This window comes from Paenibacillus sp. YIM B09110, from assembly GCF_037167145.1.
Classification (GTDB): domain Bacteria; phylum Bacillota; class Bacilli; order Paenibacillales; family Paenibacillaceae; genus Pristimantibacillus.
Genome location: NZ_JBANSP010000006.1, coordinates 326,637 through 344,990 on the forward strand (window position 1 = coordinate 326,637; position 18,354 = coordinate 344,990).

12 protein-coding genes are annotated in these 18,354 nt (G+C 50.3%); 1 reads left to right on the plus strand and 11 read right to left on the minus strand.

The annotated features are described in order from the left end of the window. Positions 1-135 precede the first annotated feature (135 nt). Positions 136-2,376: a helix-turn-helix transcriptional regulator gene (locus V8F51_RS12255; protein WP_337100515.1), complete on the plus strand. Its 2,241-nt coding sequence runs from the start codon at positions 136-138 to the stop codon at positions 2,374-2,376. 319 nt (positions 2,377-2,695) lie between these two features. Here the strand turns inward: V8F51_RS12255 and V8F51_RS12260 are convergent, their stop codons facing one another. From V8F51_RS12260 to V8F51_RS12310, 11 genes are all read right to left on the minus strand, one after another. Further along, positions 2,696-5,347 (minus strand): AbfB domain-containing protein, encoded by a 2,652-nt coding sequence (locus V8F51_RS12260; protein WP_337100516.1) that lies wholly within the window; start codon positions 5,345-5,347, stop codon positions 2,696-2,698. Between the two features lie 75 nt (positions 5,348-5,422). Then, positions 5,423-7,246, minus strand: a complete 1,824-nt coding sequence (locus tag V8F51_RS12265; RefSeq protein ID WP_337100518.1) for an AbfB domain-containing protein — start codon at positions 7,244-7,246, stop codon at positions 5,423-5,425. A gap of 338 nt (positions 7,247-7,584) precedes the next feature. Then, positions 7,585-9,186 (minus strand): extracellular solute-binding protein, encoded by a 1,602-nt coding sequence (locus V8F51_RS12270; RefSeq protein ID WP_337100519.1) that lies wholly within the window; start codon positions 9,184-9,186, stop codon positions 7,585-7,587. A gap of 70 nt (positions 9,187-9,256) precedes the next feature. Then, positions 9,257-10,150: a carbohydrate ABC transporter permease gene (locus V8F51_RS12275; protein WP_337100520.1), complete on the minus strand. Its 894-nt coding sequence runs from the start codon at positions 10,148-10,150 to the stop codon at positions 9,257-9,259. A gap of 12 nt (positions 10,151-10,162) precedes the next feature. Continuing rightward, positions 10,163-11,086: an ABC transporter permease gene (locus V8F51_RS12280; RefSeq protein ID WP_337100521.1), complete on the minus strand. Its 924-nt coding sequence runs from the start codon at positions 11,084-11,086 to the stop codon at positions 10,163-10,165. A gap of 401 nt (positions 11,087-11,487) precedes the next feature. After that, entirely contained in the window at positions 11,488-13,572 is a 2,085-nt protein-coding gene (locus V8F51_RS12285; protein ID WP_337100522.1) for a hypothetical protein, read from the minus strand. A gap of 653 nt (positions 13,573-14,225) precedes the next feature. Beyond that, the gene (gene map, locus V8F51_RS12290; protein ID WP_337100523.1) at positions 14,226-14,978 is read right to left on the minus strand and encodes a type I methionyl aminopeptidase; all 753 of its coding nucleotides are present in this window, start codon (positions 14,976-14,978) and stop codon (positions 14,226-14,228) included. Between the two features lie 369 nt (positions 14,979-15,347). Then, the gene (locus V8F51_RS12295) at positions 15,348-15,536 is read right to left on the minus strand and encodes a hypothetical protein (protein ID WP_307206031.1); all 189 of its coding nucleotides are present in this window, start codon (positions 15,534-15,536) and stop codon (positions 15,348-15,350) included. A 180-nt stretch (positions 15,537-15,716) separates the two neighbouring features. Continuing rightward, positions 15,717-15,935 carry a hypothetical protein gene (locus V8F51_RS12300; RefSeq protein WP_337100525.1) on the minus strand — a complete coding sequence of 73 codons (219 nt, stop codon included), beginning with the start codon at positions 15,933-15,935 and terminating at the stop codon, positions 15,717-15,719. Between the two features lie 136 nt (positions 15,936-16,071). After that, the gene (locus tag V8F51_RS12305) at positions 16,072-16,500 is read right to left on the minus strand and encodes a PaaI family thioesterase (RefSeq protein ID WP_337100526.1); all 429 of its coding nucleotides are present in this window, start codon (positions 16,498-16,500) and stop codon (positions 16,072-16,074) included. A gap of 12 nt (positions 16,501-16,512) precedes the next feature. Further along, positions 16,513-18,348 (minus strand): long-chain-fatty-acid--CoA ligase, encoded by a 1,836-nt coding sequence (locus V8F51_RS12310; protein ID WP_337100527.1) that lies wholly within the window; start codon positions 18,346-18,348, stop codon positions 16,513-16,515. Between the last annotated feature and the right edge of the window lie 6 nt (positions 18,349-18,354).

An 18,354-nucleotide genomic window follows, 5' to 3' on the forward strand; every position in this document is an offset into this window, starting at 1 on the left:
TTCACAGCCAAAAGTTGAATTTATGCATAAAGTAGGGAACGCTCTACTACCGAATACACTGTGCACAGGCTATAATTGAGCAGAAATGTACACCCGCAGCAATGAAACATTTTAGAGATTAAGGGGGAGTATTCATTGCGTTTGAACAGGATCAGAAGAAACGGCAAACTATACGTCAGATTACTGCTCGGCATTACACTCAGCATCGTAATGGTGCTGCTGATCAGCTCGTCCGTGTATTACTTTTCATTCACCCGCATACTTCAGGATAAAGCTTATGAGTCGGATCTCAGCAATCTAAGGGAGACCGGACAAGCCGTAGCCAAAACGACGGAAAGCGCACAATCGGTTGCTTTCCAAATCTATCGGAACAGCGCGATTGCCAAAGTGCTTTATTATCAGAATCCGAGTGCTTTTGACGAACAGGCCGTCATGATTGATATCAGCAACTACTTGGCGACTATGCCTTATATCCAGTCCATCTATGTATATAATCCGACCGAGGATCGCTTCTATATATCCGCTCAGACAGGTCAAAGCGGTATTCTTGAACAAAGCGAAGTGAATGATGCGGGCATTATGGACATTCTGGGCCGCTATCAGGAGTATAAGCCGTTCACGCCGATTCCAAGGATCATCAAGGCAGCCAATTCGAATGCGGAGGATATAGGTGTCTACACGTATCTATGCTACGATGCCATCAGCTCCAACCAACAAATGAATTCGGCTGTAGTCGTCAACATCTCGGCCTCCTGGATTAACGGAGAGCTGGAGAGCGACATGATTGACGGCTCTGCGCGCACGCTGCTATTGGATGACCGGGATATCGTGCGTTCCGTGGGAGATCTTAAGCCGTTGCAACTAAGCGAGCAAGACTTCGAGCTTATACAAGCAGCGCCAGGGGAATCAAATACCGGATACACGATAGCATCTTTCGAAGGCGTCAAATCGTTAATCTCGCGTACCTCTTCTCCTCAATATGATTGGCACTACGTCCGCATCTCTCCATATGGAGAGATCGTCAAGGAAATGAAGTCGGTGAGGGTTACAACGCTGCTTATCGCCTCCTCCGTGCTACTCGCGGGCTTGTTTCTTTCCTGGCTGCTCTCCCGCTACTTGTACGTGCCGATTAACAAGATCGAGAGCCGCATGGCGGATCTCGAGTCCGAACGAAGGAACAGCAGCTATACGATACGCCAGAACGTTCTGCACAAGCTTGTTCAGATTCAAGAGTTCGATCCGCAGGTGCAGCTGGATAAGCTGCGACGGGCAGATATTTCGTTCGATTTCACGAAGCCTTATCTGCTCATTTATCTGCGCATCGATCAGTTCGAGAAATTGAAGAAACATAATTCCAAAGATCTGCTCACGTACAAATTCGCGATCATGAATATCGCGACGGAAGTCTGCTCCAAGAACTTCAGCGTCGATTCTATCGAGCTGGAAGATGACAGCATCCTTATGCTGCTCAATGTCGCAGATCCCGCGTTCGCGGAATCAGAGCCGCTTCATGCGATGCTCAGTGAAGTTCAGGCTGCGTGCCTCGAGTACATTCATATCGGCATTTCTGTTGCAGTAACGCCTATTACCGACGACCCGCACCAGCTTCATGCCATGTATAAGCAAGCCAAAGAAGCCTCCTTCCACCGCTTCTTCCAGGGCAGAAGCGCGGTAATTGAAACGGAATCGCTTCAATTCTCTGAGGGCGTCGACTATTCCTTCCCGGTAGGCAAGGAGAAACGAATGATCGATGCGTTGATCGCAGGCAAGACGGACGAAGCCAAATCGCTGTTCACGGAAATCATCGGCGAAACCGCGCCGTATCCAATCCGTGTCGTTCATTCGGCGGCTACGCATATGACCGTCGCTCTAGGCAACATGCTCAAGGAAATCGAGCGGAACGGCTCGCTGCAGCTGGGCTTCAACGCTGAGCTCGCCGTACCTAAAATCGAAGACTTCGAAACACTCGAAGAGATGACGGAAGCGTACTTCACATTTTTCGACTTACTGAAATCCAAGCTGGTCGAGAAGCGCAGCGGCAAGCAAGAGGATCTCATAAGGAAAATTACGCATCTTATTGAAACCCATTTCAATGATCCGAACCTTAGCTTAAACTTTGTCGCGGACGAGCTGAACATGTCTTCCTATCATATCAGCCGCGTCTACCGTCAGCAGACGCTTACCACCATCGTCGACATGATTAATCATGTCCGTATGGAGAAAGCCAAGGAGCTGCTCACAACAACCGAATACTCCGTATCCGACATTGCCGAGAAGACCGGCTACACGAGCAGCTCGTACTTCCATCGGATGTTCAAAAAAATATACGGCGTCACGCCGTCTGAATTCCGTAATGCTCACCCTAAGAAGAAATAAGAAACGAAAGCGGAGAGCGTCCGGTTCCGGTTCATACGGCTTCCTTTGAGGTGTACTGGCCATTTTGAATGGATTTCTTCCAATCAAATGACTAAGAGCGAGACCAATTCAGGGTTTGATTGGATTTGGTACAATCAAATGGACGTCGGCGGGCTGTATGGCGCAAGAATGCAAGTTTTGACTGTATGATTTCCACCCAAAAGTCACTAAACAGCAGTTAGGGACCGTTTTGACTGTATGTAATACAGGCAAAAGTTGTCCGTAAAAAGGCGGCAGCCCAGGCGAAATCAATTCGCTCAGGCTGCCGCCTTTATTTTGGTTATTGCGCCGCGAAAGTGGCATCCCCCTGCTCCGCTGCCGTACTGATCGGATCGATCCGCAGATTGAAGCCGGAATGTCTAATATACCTTGTAGGATAATTGTACGATTGGAACGAGAATTTGCTGCTGTCTGCAAGTCCAGGCACTCTATAGAACGTGGCATCGGCAGCGAAGGTGCCGCCTGAGTTCGTCTGAGCATACAGCACGTAACTCGAGTGTCGTAAGTAGAGTGCCGGATTGCTTTTCAGTTGGAATGAAACACCGGTCGGGTCCGCCAAGCCGGGAACCATATTCCATTCGGAATTCGCAAGCGTCGGATTTTCCACGATTTTTGCTGTGCCGGCATCATTGGCCACATACCTTGTCGGATAGTTATGGGACTGCCATCTCGAAGCCGCTGTCACCGCCCCAGAGTCATTGCCGAATACTTTAACCTCGAACAGCCTTGGGGTATACCAGTTGCCGGGGTTATTATGAAGATCAGCGTTAACCATATTGATCCTGACGTACCTGGCCGAAGCCGCCAACGTATCCGACGTAAAGCCATAAGAGGTGTTACCGGTACGGTCTGCTGCGACAGTCCAATTGACGTTATCCGTACTCGTCTCGATTTTGTATTGATAGAAACCCTCAGACCCCTTCAGCATCCACCAAGAGATTTGCACGTTCCGTATCGATTGCACCGAACCTAGGTCTACCTTCCACCAATGCGGCCAAGCAACGCTCGTCCCAACCCATTCCGTCAAGTAGTTTCCGTCATTCGCATAGCTCGCCGGACCCGAAGCCAGCACGGATTGTGCCGTCGAGATCTTGCCTTGCGACAGCAGCTTGCCATTCTGTACGGGAACGACGATATCATTCGCCGCGTTATACATCACTTGATCGAAATAATCGTAGAAAGCAAACCCGTTCGAGAAGGAGATCGGCATCAGACGCTGCTCTGTCTGGCCGTTCACGACGCCTGCCCAGCCGAACATCCACCTGAAGGCTACCATGACATAATTGGCGCCTCCATTTTGTTTAACCCGAACGACTCCGCCAGACTGCGCCGAGAACGTCGACGTGTTGCCGACCGTGCGCAGCTCGGACCACGAGCCTCCGATTTGGGTCGCCGCGGAGTACATCGGTTGGCTCGGATACCAGCCTGCCGCCTGCGACGAGAACAGATAATAAATGCCGTCCTTCTTAATCATCGATGGCAGCTCGCGATGCATATTATCGTAAATAACCGATACTTGGTAATCGACGTCGAGCCAATTGGAGGTCAGCTTGTATAGGATGGTATCTGTATTCGTGTTAGCCGTTGAAATCAGGTAAGCTGAGCCGTCATCGTCCCTGAACAAGCTCAAGTCGCGAGAATCGTTTCCTGCCGGTCTGAAGCTCTTATGGAAAGTGAAGCTTTGTCCCGGCGTGGCAGAAGCTACAGATACCCGTCCAAGCGTGTAATCGGTGCTATTCTCGTAATGCGCCCAAAAAACAAACTTGTTCGTAGGGGCATGATACACGATAGAAATGCCCTCGAACTTGCAGTTGTTCAGATCCGCATGATCCGTATACGACAGCACGACCTGGTCATTTCCGTAATTGATGTCATCCGTGGACGTTTGTTGAATCATTTGACCGAATCCGCCTTCGGCTTTTCCGACAAAATTAAACCGGTAGTACGTGTTGCCAACCTTCAGCTCGTTCGGTGTCTTAAGTGTCGATGCTTGCGTATTGTCGAATGTTGTAAGGCCAGCAGGAAGCGTGTAGGGAACGTAGGCTATCGATTCGGCAGAAGCGAGTTGCGTCGTTCCGGCGTACGCCTTGACTTGATACTTATAGCTGCTCCCTACCGTCAATCCGTAATCATCCAAGGATGTGCCCGTGACCGATTGCAATGCTGCATAAGCGCCGTTATTGACGGAGCGCGTCACATCGTAACGGGTTGCTCCCGTAACCGGCGTCCATTGAACCTTGGCGTTCGAAACGGCCGTTTCGTTCTTCAAAAGAAATAAAGTCGCAGCTACGCCTAAATTGTTGGTCGTAACCGTTGCTTCGTCTGCTTGAAACGTTCCCCAGTTGGAACGAATGCCGACTTTTCCCGAAGCAAGAGCCGTATCCACCGTATCGAATATGAGCGAATCATTGACAAAACATTTGATTTTACCGCCGCTCACCTCGACTTTCAGCGTGTACCAGGTGCCGCTGCTCATGGTGAAATCCGTTTTGCTTCCCAATAAAGTGCTCGTACCGCCAACCTTCTTAGAAAGCTCCAATGTACTCGTGCTTACTGGATTCATCCGGAACATGTAATAATTATTCGCATCCTGATAGCGGGCAATTAAACCGACGAATGCACCTCCATCTCCATGCCTAACCTTCATTTGGTACGTATAATCCCCCCAAGATGAGTTGCCTGCTGTAATATAAGCCTCCTGAGAAGTATGGGTCTGATTCAGAACTTTGTTGCTGGCGTTCGCCGCGTCTGTCGCGACGGCCCATGTCCCCCCGCTTGTCGTCCATGCGGGCGAGGTGAAATTGCCGTCCTGAAAGTCGTCTTGAAGGTACACCATGCTTGCTTCCGCAATGTTGCGATCGGTTAAGAAGAGATAGGACGATAACAGCATCATCGTTACGATTATGGCAATCCCTTTTTTCACGCGTTGCATAACAGCCCTCCTACAAATCCGTATTTGTAAAAAAAAGAGGACTAAATTAAATCTTTAGTCCCCCATGCTGTACATTTAAAGTTGGTTAAACGTAGCGTCGTTCTTCTCCGTCGCCGTCGAGATCGGATCAATTCTTAGGTTATAGCTCGAATGTCTAATATACCGGGTAGGATAGTTGTAGGATTGGAACGAAAACTTACTGCTGTCCGCAAGCCCCGCTACTTTATAGAACGTAGCATCGGCAGCGAATGCGCCTCCCGTGTTCGTCTGCGCAACCAGCACGTAGTTGTAGTGTCTCAAGAAAATGCCTGGATTGCTTTTCAATTGGAAGGAAACGCCCGACGGATCTGCCAAGCCGGGAACCATAATCCACTCGGAGTTGGCGAGAGTCGGATTCTCCACAATCTTGGCGTTGCCGGCATCATTGGCAATATACCTTGTCGGGAAGTTATGCGAAGTCCATCTCGTCGTCACCGCCGTAGTCGCTGGAGTGCCGTATATCTTGGCCTCCCACAGTCTTGGCGTATACCAGTTGCCAGGGTTATTCCACAGATCGGCGTTCACCATATTAACCCGCACATACCTCGCCGTTGCATAGAGCGAATCCGAAGTAAAGCCGTACGTCGTATTGCTCGTACGATCCAGCGCTACCGTCCAGTTCACATTGTCGAGACTCGTCTCGATTTTGTATTGGTAGAAGCCTTCGGAGCCGTTCATCATCCACCAGGAAAGGTCAACGGTCTTGATCGTGTAGTTCGCTCCGAGGTCAACCTTCCACCAATGCGGCCAGGTTACGCTTGTGCCCACCCATTCCGTCTGGTAATTGCCGTCATTCGCATAACTTGCCGGATTCGTGCCTAATGCAGACTGGGCCGTTGCCGTCTTGCCTTGGGAGATAAGCGTGCCGTTCGATACGCCGGATACGGCTCCTGTAGCCGCATCGATGCTGATCTTCTCGTAATAATCCATCGATGCAGTCGTTCCGCTCAATGTCAGAGGAAGCCACACATATCGCGAATCACCCAAAGCGCTTGAGTTCCAGCGGTCGCCCACATAGATATAATTAGTCGCGCTGCTGCCCTGTACCGTCAGGATAAAGGATGCCTGCGTATAGAAAGTGGACGAGTTTCCGATCGGCTGCAAGGCCGACCACGGTCCGTTCAGACTAGTAGCCGTCGAATATTTCGCTTGGTTCGGATACCAGCCCGAAGCGCCGGAAGTAATCAAATAATAGACCGAGTCCTTCTTCACAATCGCCGGAGCTTCCCTATGGTCGCCTTCGTAAATCATGTTCATCTCGGAATCGATTGCTAAGTAGTCGGAAGTCAGCTTGTAGATTCTGAGATTGTAGTTGTTGTCGGAGGAGGAGATGAGGTATGCCGTACCGTCCGTATCCTTGAAGAGCGTCATGTCTCTGGATTGCATGCCGTTCGGCTGGAAGCTGCCATGGTAAGTGAACGGTCCGGTCGGCGATGAGGACGACGCAACGGCTACCCGCGCAAGGGAATAATCCGTACCGTTCTCGTAATGTCCCCACAGGACGTATTTGCCTGTCGTAGCGTTATAAATGACTTTAGGACGTTCGATCTTGGAGCTGGCAAGCTCCGGGGCGGAGGTCGTCGTGAGAGCGTTGCTCTGGAACGTCCAATTCTTCAGGTCGGTCGAGGAATAGATGGATACCGCCTTGAGATTCGCACTATTATGAATCTTGTCCTCGCCATACCAATAATACGTAGATCCGACCTGAAGAATCGAACCGGCATGCGCTTGCAGCGAAGCGCCGCTCGTGTCTTTCCACGGCGTTCCGTTCGTGATCGTTTGCGCGGCAGCCTCAGTAGGGGATGCGCCAAAGTTAAAGATACTAGCAGCAAAAGCGAGAGTCAGCAATAATTTGAACATCTTACTCACAACAAATCATCTCCTCTTGGTTTGTAACTGACTAAGCATCAATAGCCGAAGACGTATGTAAGCGCCTTCAATATTAACAAAAACTCCTTCCACCTTATTATTGCAACCAAACCATTGTGTTACATCTATATAGCTACCATAAGCATACAAACAATGACAGTGAACAATCCGAGTAAGCATGAACAAAACCCAGTTTGCGGAGTTGAACAAATCTCGTACATTGTAAAAACCGCAACGGCGTGTTGTTCAGCTGTTATTCACACAAAAAATAAGAACTGTCCCTAGGTTCATAACCTTATGGGACAGCCCTTATTATTAGTTAAATGATATTATTGAATACCTGCTTCAGTGAGGTAAGCCAGCCATTGCTTCTTGAAGCCCTCTTGAATTTTCTCAAGACCAGCTTGCTTCGCTTTCTCCATGAATGTGTTCAATCCTGCTTCCACGTCTGCAACTTGACCAGCCATCAGCGGGAACAGATATTGTTTCTCTACTTGCTCAAGCGCCGCTCTCTCTGCTTGATATTCCGTGTAGTCTTCTGCAAAGCCTGTGTAGATGTCTGGTACTTGGATTTTGTCCAGCTCGTCGAAGATTGCTTTCACGCCGTCATAGCTTGGCTCGAACAGCATGAATTCTGGATTACGCCATGCCCAGCCTTGCATGCCTTCACGAGGGAAGCCGTTCGTGTTCGCGTCGCCAACCATTTTGTAGTGACCTTCTTCTACCGTGTAGTTCACGCCTTCGAAGCCGTATTGCGCAAGCAGGTTATAACGTTTGTCGGTTACAAGCTTCTCGTAGAACGCAAGCGCGCGCTCTGCGTTGTCGCTGCTCTTCGGTACTGCGAAACCGTTGTGGATCGGGTGAACCGGCGTTGCGTAGCCATTCGTGCGGCCGTAAGGCGTGTAGCCCAGCTCCCAATCCGGGTGAAGCGACTTCATGTTGCCGGACGTGCTGTTGTAGCGAGTCGGGTTGTCGCCTAGCATAGCGGCTGCCGTTCCGTTCACGAGCTTATCTTGGGATGTTTCTTTTTCGTTCAGCTCGTTTTTGGAGAAGTAACCTTTGTCAGCCCAGCTCTTGAAGCGTTTCAAGTCTTCCAAGTGCTCAGGGGAGCCCCAGTATGCAGTAACTTCGCTTGGTTTTTGATACGTCGAGAATACGCCGTAAGGCATTGGTCCAACAATTTTACGTTGGAAGTCCAGATAGGCATCGGACAATGCCGCATCTACCGCTGCGCCAATCGTTAACGGCTGGATCGAAGGCTCGTTTTGCTTAATGCCATCCAAGTACGCTTCGAAAGTCGCCATATCTACAGGAGTCGGCAGATCGTATTTCTTACGCAAGTCTTCACGCCATACGAAGCCGTTTGTTACATATTCTTTGTACGTAGCAGGTACCGTGTAGATTTTGCCGTCGATACGAACGGCATCCCACATATCCTTCGGTACGAACGAGTTAAGCGTCGGAGCCGCTGTTGGCAGCAATGGCTCGATATCCAGGAATGCGCCTTTTTTCGCGTATTGCTGATATTGCGTCCAGTCCGCCGTGAAGATCAAGTCAACGTCTTGGCCAGTGGAGAGCAACAGCTTATACTTTTGATCCCAGTCCGTCCAAGTCGTGAAGTTGAACTTAACCGTCGCGTTCAAATCTTCAAGCGCCATTTTATTAATCTCTGCTTCAACCTTAGGCAAGTCTTTAGGTGCGTTGCCGAGCATGTAGAACTGCAGCTCTACCTTCTTGGAAGTGTCGATGCCCGTTTTCTCTCCGCCATCTGCTGGCGCGTTTGTTGCCGTCGTATTGTTCGTTCCTTTATTGCCAGTGTTGTTACTCGTGTTGTTGCCGCCGTTGTCGTTGTTGCCGCAAGCAGCCATTGTAGATAGGAGCAATACAGATGAAAGCATAATGCCTGCTGCTTTTTTCGATTTTCTTAACATGTGAATCCTCCCTTTGAATGTGTATTATCTATGTTAGCCGATATTTGGTGACCCAAACAACGGTTCTAACCTAACCTTTGACCGCGCCAATCGTTAAGCCTTTGACGAAATAACGTTGAATGAATGGATACAGGAGCAGGATCGGTCCTGTAACGACGATAGCCATGGCCATCTTCATCGATTCGGTTGGAACACCGTCTGCCAGCACGATGCCTGCGCCCGCTCCAATGTTGCTCAAGAAGGCGGAAGTATTAATGATGTTATATAAGTAGAATTGGAGCTGGTAATTCGCTGCGTCGTTAATGTACATCGCCGACGAGAACCAGTCATTCCAATAGTGAAGCGCAAGAAACAGGCCTACGGTTGCCAGTCCGGGAATTGCGAGCGGCAATACGATTCGGTAGTAGATCAAGAAGTCGTTGGCCCCATCGATCTTGGCCGATTCAACGACCTCGTCCGGCACGGCGGAGCTGATGAAGCTCCTCATTAGGATGATGAGGAACGGCGTCATTAACGACGGCCAAATTAACGCGGACATTTTATTCGTGAAATCCAAGTAGTTGGTAATCAGCATATAGTAAGGAACGAGTCCCCCGCCGAACAAGGTCGTGAAGTAGATCAGGAATGAGAACAGATTGCGGTACTTGAAGTCCTTGCGCTGTAGCACATAACCCGCCATTGTCATCAACAGCAAACCAAGGGCCGTACCTATAACCGTCACGAGTGTGGTCACGTAGTAAGCGCGGAACAGCTCGTCCGGCACCTGGAAGATGACTTTATAGCCCTCTAGCGAGAAGTCCGTCGGGAAGAGAGTATAGCCATTTTGCAAAATCGATGCATTGCTTGAAAGTGATGCCGACACGATAAGAATGAATGGCAGTATGCATAGGATGCTGCCCACGATAACGACTGTATAAGCGATTAACCGAAACCACTTTGTGGCGCCGTCTTCTCTAATTTTCATATAAACTCCCTCCTAGAACAGTGCATAGTCTTTGTTGATTTTACGGATGATAGTGTTAACGACCATGATGAGCGTGAATCCGAAGATCGATTGGTACACGCCGGCAGCTGTCGCCATCCCCATATCGAACGTTACACGCAAGGAGCGGTATACATACGTATCAAGAATATCCGTTGTGCTGAACAGCAGGCCATTGTTGCCGACCATTTGGTAGAAGAGATCGAATTGACCTTTCATGATGCTTCCTAGTGAGAACAGCAGCAGAATCGCGAATGTGTTCTTCAGCATCGGAACGGTAATATGCCAAGCGCGTTGGAATATGTTCGCTCCGTCGATCTTCGCGGCTTCGTAGTACTCTTCGCTGATTCCTGTAATGGAAGCTAAGTAGATAACCATGCTGTAACCGAAGTTCTTCCATAAGAAGAACATAATAATCAAGAAAATCCATAGCTTCGGCTTGCTGTATACGTCTACCGGCTCTCCTCCAAGCTGTTGAAGCACCGTGTTCAGTACCCCTTGCTCGTAGTTGAAAAGGTTGAATACGATAACGCTAAGAATAACGAACGATACGAAGTAAGGAAGGAACAGGGCAGACTGCGTAATCTTCTTGAACCATTTCCCTTTAACCTCACTAAGCAATACCGCAACGGTTATCGATAAGAAGTTAACTAATAAGATGAAAGCGACGTTGTATCCGACTGTGTTAATCGTAAGCTCGGTCAGCTTGCCTGACTTCCATAGAAATTCGAAGTTTTTCAGTCCGACGAAGTCCATTTGGAAGAGGCTCGTATTAAAGTCGAATTGTACGAACGCGTAGTAGATCCCGATCATCGGTAAATAGTTATTGATTAGAAAGTACAATAGCACCGGCAATAACATAAGAAATAATATCCGGTTCGTGTATAGCTCCCGCAAAACTCCTTTTTTCTTTAACATGCTTGTTTACTCCCTCCTACTGGTTCTGAAGCTTGTGACTGTACTTGCGTGTTCAACTGCGTGTTCACCTTACGTGCTTATCTTGCGTGTCTGCCTTATGTGGCGTCTGACTGTGCATCTTGTCGACGCCTTGGCCCTGAGAACTACTATAGTTGACCGACAATGTTCTACATAGTGAAAATCCGCTTCACTGCTGAACATTTCACAGTTTTGGACAGTGAACGAATCTGACATTTCTGCACAATAGCAGCTTTGTGCAATACAAAACGGCTGTTCACTCACTTTTGTGCAGCATGAAGAAAGCCCTGTGAACGTAATGTTCACAGGGCTTTCTTCATCTTTCAATTGCTGTGGACAGGATCATTAGGCATGACAATGATGAAAATTCCTGTTCTCTCTTCTCAAGGAGAGGTTAGCCCCTTAAGGTGAATATTTTCCAATCCGGCATGCGTCGTCCTCATGATGTTGACCATTTCCGTATACGGCTGATCCTGCTGATTGACTAGGCCCACGTTGTAGCTTTCTCCGTCCGTACGCCCGGTAACCGGCTGGTCATAGTAGGAATACCAGCCCGAGCCGACAAACAATGGATGCACAGCCTGGCTTTGCGTAAAAGCTTGGTATGCCAATCCTCTTTCCCTTATGCTTGTTGTCATCGTAGCCAAGCTGAAATAGGAAAGTCCGCGTTCGGACGAGCCGAAAGTATGCTCCAGATTCAATAGAGGCTTTCCGTAACCCTCATATCTGGAAATCCAGCTTCCGTCTCTTGAATAACTGTCGACGGAAAAGGCGTCTACATAATCCATGGCCGCATGATCCCAATCCAGGCTGGTACGCCAGGTTGGAACGATGGACGTGCCCAGAAACAGATGGTTCGGATCGTATTTTTTAATAATGTCTTTGATCATGGAATGGTAAGTTCTGGACGCCAGCCTGATATATTCCGATACGTCGGCCGCGGGAACTTTGGCGATATCGACCGGGATATCCTTTAAAGCGTCGAACGATGCAGCGTTCGTGCCCAGCTTCTGATTTACCAAGGTCAGGCTGCCATTGTATCTTTGCGCAAGTAAATCAACGAATGCGCTTTTCGCCGGAGAGGACGATGAGTAGGACAGGACCTCTTTTACGATATCGGTAGTCCAACCCGCTTCGTTATCGTAGGTATAGCCGATCAACCATTTGCTGTATCTCGCATTTTGAAGCTGCGCCTTCAGTGCGTTCTCGATGATGGGTCCGCTCTGCGGATCAAATACGTCGTACGTCCATAGGATCCTTCTCAAATTCGAGGGGTCCTGCAGCGATTGAATGAAAGGGAACGTCACGTTTTTCGGTTTGGTCCACTTGCTGAACGTGTTAAACCCCCACTGGATCAAACGCTTCTTCGTGATATCCTCCCATTTCGACTCAAAGTCGCTTCCGTATTTTTTCATGACATTGGCGACGACGAAACTGACGTATTCGCCGCCCGTATCTTTGGTGTAGGCAGGTGCGTAAGCGGTACGATCGGGCAATTGCTCGAAAATCTGCTTGAGGGTCCCGTCCGGTTTCAGGATAGGCGTCTTATACCCGGGTTCCCACAAACTTGTTGCATCCACTCCTTTAACAATAAAGGGATATCCGTCCGGCGTAATAAACCACCATTTTCCGTTGATGGCCTGAAGCCTAAAGTAACCGGTGCTTGTTTGCTTTCCTAAGCTTTTGAGGCCTCCATATTGATCATATTTCGTGGTATCCAAAGAAATATTCGCCAAGGCAGCGGCCTCATTGTCATATTCCGTCCGCAACTGTGTTTCGGTTGCGACCTTTCCCGGCCAGGTTTCATTCATCCATTGACCGAACCTGTCCGCCAGCAGGGCCTCTTTCTTCAGTTCGGCTTGCAATCCTTCCTGGATAAGAGCAGGACTCGGATTTTGCCCTTCAACGCCCGAACCTCTATAGATCTCGACTTCCGTCAGCGGAATATGTTGATAAGCTTGGGTACGCCTAATGTTCAGCACGATGAACCTGGCCGTCACGTTCGACATCGGGACGGTGACCGAATAGTTCAAGTCGGTTCCCGTTCTAACGTGTCTGGTTGCAATGTAATACCCGGTCGCCGACTCGGGACGGTACTTTACGGTAATGTCCTTAAATCCCCAATATTTGTTGGGTGAATTCAACACGATCCGAATCTGGCTCAAAGGATAGTCCTTCAACAAATCAATAACTACATTTACGGTTGAGTGCGAGGTTGCGCTACCCATCCAGCCAGCGTAAGCCGGGGTTCCGTCGAACAAGACGCCGTCCGACGCGGATATAACCCCGGACCCATTCCAGTCCGGAGAGTTCCCTCCGTTCGGAGCAGGGCTATGAAGATAGTTCCCTGTCTTAAGCATAATGCCTTCCCCTTCAATTTTACCGATTGGGACAAAAATGGCCGTGGCGACAAATGCCAGCAAGAACGTTAGTATACCGCTGGGATTATACTTAGATCTTCTTTTCATATTGTATCGAGCCTCCGGTTGGTGTCATACCCAAGTTATCGAAATCTCGAACGGATAATATTATAGTTATGTTTTCTCATTTTTTCGGAATTTCGCCGATATTAGGGAACCATGTCGATATAAATAAAGAAAACCACATGGAGTTGTTATACTCGCATGTGGCTATCTATCCGGGTTGTACCCGCCTTTTCTCGGTAGCAAATCCTCAAAGTCGCAAGAAGCTACCGCTTTATATCCAGTCGCCGCCCCCAACCTCTAACCTCTAACCTCTAGCTAGCTACTATTCCTCCAGTTCCTTCCTATCTTCTCTCGCCAGCTAGCGCGTTTGACGCACGATTGATGTAAACGACGAGAATGCCGTGCAAGTAACGGACATTTTCGACCGTTAGCGGCTCCATTTAGAGGTTTGCGAAACGTAACGGACATTTAAAGCAGTTAGCGGGTAATCGGAGCTGTATTGCTCCGATTTCGCCAGCTAATAGTCGAAAATGTCCGTTACATCGCGAATCGCCGAAAAGAGCTGCTCTAATCGTCGAAAATGTCCATTAGACGAGGGAGGACAGTTAACTCTTAGACGAGATAAGGTTTGACGGAGGGGGATCTGGCGTAAAGCGGATCTGCGTCAAGGCTCGTGGGGGGCCAATTAACTAGCCTTATTCCCAACGTGTAAGGATAACCGGCCCTTCCTTGGTGATGGCCACCGTATGTTCGAATTGCGCTGACCATGCTCCATCCTTCGTGCGTGCCGCCCAGCCGTCCTGCGCAATGTACACATCATCGCGTCCCGCCGTTAAGATCGGTTCGATCGTAATGACCATCCCCTCCTCCAGCATCACACCTGTACCAGGTACTCCGCGATGCTCGACGGTCGGGTACTCATGGATTTGTCTGCCGATACCGTGTCCGACGAATGATGTAACAACCTGGAAGCCTTCGCGCAGCGCCCTGGACTGAACAGCGTAGCCGACATCACCGAGCCGCTTGCCCGGATAGGCTTGCTGAATGCCATCCATCAACGATAGCTTCGCCGCCTTAAGCAGCTTATCTACGGCAGCTGTCGCGCGGCCGAGGACGTACGTCCATGCCGAGTCGGCCTTCCATCCGTCTACATCGGCAACCATATCGATGGTCACAATATCTCCTGCCTCAAGCGGGACGCTATCGGGAAAACCATGGCATACAACATCATTAACGGAGGCGCAAGTGGCAAACGGATATCCTTTATAGCCTTTCTGCGCAGGCGTCGCTCCACGATCCAGCATAAACCTTTCAACGAACCGATCAATCTCCTGCGTCGTCACGCCCGGGGCAATACGCCCTGCAATCGCCTTATGGCATGCGGCGACGATGCGCCCCGCTTTCCGAATGCCTCGAATATGCTCCTTGGACTTCAACTCCAGTGACATGACTGTGCCTCCTTAAAGTTTGTAAAAACGAAGCATGTAAGCGTGTGTATATGTAAACAATATTCGTTGAATCGCTCCCCCATGACGTCTATTCGTGAACATTTCCCGCATCCTCCAAAGGTTATGATGATGTGACAAATAACGGGGCAAGCTGAGGCGTGAGTCCGCGGGCTGTAAGGACGTATGCGCTCTTACAGCGATGGAGTAACTGGCTACTTCGGCGTGTAAGGTCATATATGACCTTACAGCTTGGGGTTAGGCGGTAGGGTGACCAGGGAGGTGGAGTGATGGAAAATTACGACAAACAACAAAAAAGCCTTGCCCGTTCCCAGCAGGAACGGACAAAGCTATATATTCGGGTACGTGTGCTCAACTGACCGAGGAGTTCATTCTGCCTAACTCGTCTTCAACCAATGTCGTCAATTCATCCTCGTAGCCACCTGTGATCCGGTACTTTCGAATGTAATCCTTCACAAATTTCCGCGGGTCCTTGGGTTGAAAAATTCTCGTGAGTTCTTTCAGGCTTTCCTTGACTTCATTCTGGCTATGTTTCGCCATGAAATCTCCTCCCTTATACGATGGATGGTCGTCCTAAACAGCAATGTACGAGAACGCATGCGGCTTATTCCACCGCAAGACCCCCCTCGGTGCAGGTAACTCCATGGCCAATGAGTCACAATGTTTTAACTTTTCTTACTATTATAACATTTTGGGAACAATTATGAAAGTGAACAATTATTAATCTATGCGATCGGCTTGTTCGGATATCGGCTCGGCAGCGAGCTCCGTATCCGCCGTACGGGCCGAAATCTTGACAGGAGGTGGGATTTCAGCCGATGATTGGGCAGTCGAAGCGAACTTTTCTTTACGAAACATTCTTAAATAAGCGATAACGCCAATGATAGCAACTGCCAGCCCGAACGCAAGCACCAGCATCGTTACCCAACCTTCAACCATGATCCCGCCTCCCTCCTATATATTATTTATCGGATAAAACGGTCCAAATTATTATCGAAAACCCAAATGTTTACGCTTCCATATATTAGGTATTATAACGAATGCCACAATGGTAAGCAAATGATCGCCATTCCCCCTATACGAGTCGATAAGCACCGCTTGCCCAAGCGAGCAGCTTGCCGTCTTCATCCTTGACCTGTCCTTGCAGCGTCAACGTTCGCTTTGTACGATGCAGCATTTCCGCCTCGCATACCAACAGTCCGCCCTTGCTGCTCGATAGAAAATGCGTGTTCATCGTCGCCGTCACCGTACGCTCATTCGCATGGGCCAGCATAACGACGAGTCCCATCGCATTGTCCATTAAGGACATCAGCACGCCGCCATGAACGATGCCGATCAAATTCAAATGCTGATCGCCTGCGTCCAGGCAGATCGTCGCTTTTTTGCCGTCCGCTTGCACAACCTCGCAGCCAAGCAAACCCCAGAAGGTCGTCTGCGCACGCGCGGCCAAGCGCGTCAAGAGACCGGCATCGCCTGCCTGCTGCACGAACCAATCCTCATCCATGACGCTCCTCCTTCATTCCTTCTTATCGGCTGCAGAATCCTCCTTCAATGCCGCCGTAGCCTCGGCTTCCATTTCCTCCTCCAACAGCCTGCGACGCAGCACTTTGCCTACCATCGTTTTCGGCAATGACTCCCGGAACCTATATTGATGCGGCACTTTGTAGGCGGCCAACCGTTCGCGGCACCAGCGATCCAGCTGCATCGGCGAAATGTTCCAGCCTTCCTTCAGAACCAAATACGCTCGAACCGTCTCCCCTCTGTACGCATCCTTGACGCCGACGACCGACGCTTCCTTCACGGCCGGATGCTCGAACAGCACCTCCTCCACCTCGCGCGGATAGATGTTGAACCCGCCGGCGATAATGACATCCTTAATGCGATCCATAATCGTAAAATAACCCTCTTCGTCCATCGTCGCCAAATCGCCCGTATGCAGCCAGCCATCTCGCAGCGTCTGTGCCGTTTCTTCCGGGCGATTCCAATAGCCCTTCATGACCTGCGGTCCGCGTATGACCAGCTCGCCAAGCGAACCGATCGGCAAGTGCTCGCCGGTCGCCGGATCGATGACCGATGCTTCCGTATCGGGATAAGGCAGTCCGATTGTTCCGATCTTGCGAAGCCCCCAGAACGGATTGGCATGGGTGACGGGCGATGCCTCCGTCAACCCGTAGCCTTCGATGAGGCGCCCGCCGGTCACCGCCTCGAACTGTTCTTGCACCTCAAGCGGCAAGGCGGCCGAGCCGCTTATGCACAACTTGATGGAAGAGAGGTCGGTCCGCGAAACATCCTTGTGGTGAAGGAGAGCGACGTACATCGTCGGCGCGCCGGGAAAGATCGTCGGACGCTGCTCCTTGATCGTCCGAAGCACCGTATCCGGCTCGAAGCGCGGCAGCAGCACGAGCATGCCTGCTCGCATGACCGACAAATTTATAAGCGCGGTCAAGCCGAATACGTGGAAGAGCGGAAGCGCCGCGAGAAAACGCTCCTTGCCGTCCTGGGCCTTATAGCACCAGGCCGACGTCTGCATCGTATTGGCGACCAGATTGCGGTGCGTCAACATGACGCCCTTCGGCGTTCCCGTCGTGCCGCCCGTATATTGAAGCGCGGCAAGCTCCTCTCCCTTCGGCAGCTCGGGAAGCAGTACCGTAGAGGACACCGAGCTTAGCAGCTTGCGATACGCAATCACGCCATGCTTTCCGTACTCAATGTTGATGCGAATGCCGTCCTTGCGCTGCTTGAGCGGGTAGAGCAAATTTTTCGGAAAAGGCAGTCCATCCTTAATGGAAGTGATGACGACATGCCGCAGCTGAGGCAACGGCCCGTTCTCCGGCTGCTCGCCGCGAACGCGGCTTATGCGCCCTGCCAGCAAATCAAGCGCAATAAGCGCGACTGCGCCGCTGTCGGCAAGCTGGCTCTCGAGCTCCCGCTCCACGTACAGCGGATTCGTCTGAACGACGACGCAGCCTGCGAGCAAAACGCCGTAATACGAGATGACCGCCTGCGGACAATTCGCCAGCATGATCGCCACGCGCTCGCCAGGAGAGATGCCGAGTCCTATGAGACCTTGCGCAAGCTTAACCGCATCGGAATGCAGGTCGCGGTACGACATCGTTTTGCCCATGAAATGAACGGCTGTATGATTCGGATAATGTTTAACCGCGTTTAAGAAAAATTGGGCGATGTTTTGGTCCGGATAATCGAGCGAAGCAGGTACTTCCTCGGGATAGTGACGCAGCCATGGACGCGGAAGCGGTTCGGATACGGCGGAGTGGACGGATTCAGCATCTGTCTGATCGACAGTCGGCAGCTCACTTGGTAGTAGCGGGTCCTGCGGTCCGAGCGGTTCCATTGACGC